This is a genomic window from Bradyrhizobium sp. Leo170, assembly GCF_004296405.1.
In the GTDB taxonomy this organism is placed as follows: Bacteria; Pseudomonadota; Alphaproteobacteria; order Rhizobiales; family Xanthobacteraceae; genus Bradyrhizobium.
Genome location: NZ_PSRR01000595.1, coordinates 1 through 2,630, shown reverse-complemented (window position 1 = coordinate 2,630; position 2,630 = coordinate 1). Strand labels below are relative to the sequence as shown.

Below are 2,630 nucleotides of genomic sequence, written 5' to 3'. Positions count from 1 at the left end.
ACTCCATGCGGAGCGTTCGCATACGACGAAGACCGCCTGATCGACGCATGCGCGCGGGCACGGCGAGCTCTATGATGGCGTTGCGTGAAGATCAGGCGGCCTGCTGATCGGCGGGCTTGTCGCCTTGGCGCAGGAGTTTCCATTCCCAGGGCAGCAGTTCGTGCAGACGCGACGCGGGAAGATCGGCGATACGGGCGAGGATGTCAGCGAGCCAGGCCTTGGGATCGGCGTCGTTGAGGCGACAAGTCGTGATCATCGTCAGCATGATAGCGGCACGGTCGGCGCCGCGCTGGCTGCCGGCGAAGGTCCAGTTGCGCCTTCCCAATGCGATGCCTCTCAATGCGCGCTCAGCGCAATTGTTGGTCAAGCAGATCCTGCCATCGTCGAGGAAGCGGGCGAAGTCGTCCCAGCGCCTGAGCATGTAATTCATAGGCTTCAGGACCTCGGAGGAGCGCGAGAGGGTTTCGCGCTCACGCAGCAACCAGGCGTGCATGTCCTCGAGAAGCGGCTTGCTCTTTTCCCGGCGAACGGCACGCCGCTCGTCGGCGCCGCGGCCGTTAATGGCGCGCTCGATCTCGAACAACGCATCGAGGCGTCTGACCGCCTCCAGCGCGATCGGAGAGACCGGTTTGCCCTTCTTACCTTCCCGGGCATTTTTCTCGATGTCAGCCAGCTCGAAGAAGCCCCGCCGCGCATGGGCAAAGCAAAACGCCGGCGTGATCGGCAGCACCTTCTTCTGCGGGTCGAACAGCGGCTCGAAGCCGTTGTAGCAATCGGCTTGCAGGATACCGGCGAAGGCGGCCAGATGCTTCTGGGGATGCTCGCCTCGTCGATCGCTCGAGGCGTAATAGACCGCCGCCGGCGGCGCAGGCCCGGCAAACGGCCGGTCATCCCGCACATAAGTCCAGATCCGCCCGGTCGTGCACTTGCCCTTCGCCAGGATACGGATGGTGGTGTCGTCGCCATGAAGGCGCTCGGCCGCGAGTACATGGCGTTCGATCAAGTGGAAGAGCGGCATGACGGCGAAGGTCCCGTGGCCGACTTGGTCGGCCAGCGTCGACAACGGCAGGTCGATCCCCTCAGCCTTGAAGCGCGCACTCTGGCGGTTGAGCGGGATATGCATGCCGAACTTGTCGAACAGGATCGTCGCCAGCAATTGTGGGCCGATGAAGCCGCGCGGCGTGGCGTGGAACGGGGCGGGCGGCTGGCTGATCTTCTCGCAATCGCGGCAGGTAAACTTCTCGCGTACCGTCTCGATCAGCTTGAAGCGGCGCGGGATCTCCTCCAGCGTCCCGGTCACATCCTCACCGATCTTCGCCAGTCGCGATCCACCGCAGCAGGCGCAGGTTGTTGGAGCCTCAATGACGACGCGCTCGCGTTCGATGTCATCCGGCCATGGCTTGCGCACCGGCCGCTTGCGCATGAAGGGGCGGACGTTCTGCGTCTTCGCCGCTGCGGCCTGCGCGGCAAGCTCATCCTCGCTCGCCGTGGTGGCGAGTTCTTCGAGCTCTAACTCCAGTTGCTCGAGCAGCCGCGCTGTGCGCTCGGAGCGTTGCCCGTACAGTTCGCGCTTGAGCTTCTCGATCCGCAGCTCGAGATGCGCGATCAGCGCTTCGTTGTCCGACAGTTCCGCCCGCGCACTGGCAGCCACCGCCTCGGCTTGCAGCCGCGCCTCACGCTCGGCCTGCAGCGCCGCCAGGGCACTCACAAGGTCCGATGGAAGATCGTCCGGCTTCGATATCATGAAGCCATTGAATCAGATCGAGCAGCAGATTCAAACCGTAAAACGGCTATCCGACCCGCGTCGGACGCTGGGTTTCTTGAGGGTTGCGCCAATCGATCCCGGACAACAGATAGCTCAACTGCGCCGGCGAGATCGTGACCGATTCACCGGCAACCGATGGCCAGATGAACTTTCCTCTCTCGAGCCTTTTTGTGAACAAGCAGGCTCCCTGGCCATCGTGCCAGATCGCCTTCACAAGATCGCTGCGGCGACCGCGGAAGACGAACAGATGACCGCTGAGCGGGTCTTTGCGCAGCACCTCCTGCACTTGGAGTGCCAGCGACGGAAAGCCTCTGCGCATATCCGTGTAGCCTGTCGCGAGCCACACTCGCACATTCCCCAGTATAGCAATCATCGGCGTCCAAGCACATCGAGGACCCGCGCCAGCGCCTCCGGATCGACGTGCGCATCCACCCGGATGCACCGTCGGTTGCCAAGATCGATCTCGATCAATCCAGTACGCGCGGCTGCCACAGAGCGAACTCGGCCGTCAGCCGTAGGCAAAAGCTTCGGAGTTTCCTCAGCCGATGCCGCTGCGGCGGCGATCTGCACCGGCGTAAAAGATGGCACAACTTGTTCCGATGTCCGTGCTTGTCGACGCCAGGTAAACACCAGGCTGGCCGCTACTCCGTTGCGACGCGCAACCTCAGTCACCTTCGCGCCCGGCACCAACGTCTCCTCGACAATCCGTGCCTTGTCGTCCTGCGACCAGCGCCGCCGCCGCTCCAGCCCGCCCAAAACCTCGACCCGCATCGCCTGATGACCTTAAAGCTAGACTTAAGGTCACACGCTTCGCTAATTACCACCCGTCACGCAAGACGGCCGCCGTCGGATGCGTACTGCGGAG

General features: G+C 63.3%; 3 protein-coding genes. All 3 read right to left on the bottom strand.

Annotated elements, in window-relative coordinates; genetic code table 11:
• Nucleotides 1-91: 91 nt before the first annotated feature.
• Genes tnpC through tnpA form a run of 3 tightly spaced genes read right to left on the bottom strand, consistent with a single transcriptional unit; the run spans nucleotide 92 to nucleotide 2,536 of the window.
• Nucleotides 92-1,744 (bottom strand): IS66 family transposase, encoded by a 1,653-nt coding sequence (gene tnpC, locus CWO89_RS42900; RefSeq protein WP_130584228.1) that lies wholly within the window; start codon nucleotides 1,742-1,744, stop codon nucleotides 92-94.
• A gap of 46 nt (nucleotides 1,745-1,790) precedes the next feature.
• On the bottom strand, nucleotides 1,791-2,138 hold the full coding sequence (gene tnpB / locus CWO89_RS42895; RefSeq protein ID WP_130231914.1) for an IS66 family insertion sequence element accessory protein TnpB: 348 nt from the start codon (nucleotides 2,136-2,138) through the stop codon (nucleotides 1,791-1,793).
• Complete coding sequence (gene tnpA, locus CWO89_RS42890) at nucleotides 2,135-2,536, bottom strand: IS66-like element accessory protein TnpA (RefSeq protein ID WP_028168800.1); 402 nt, start codon at nucleotides 2,534-2,536, stop codon at nucleotides 2,135-2,137. Before tnpA ends, tnpB begins: the two co-directional genes overlap by 4 nt.
• Between the last annotated feature and the right edge of the window lie 94 nt (nucleotides 2,537-2,630).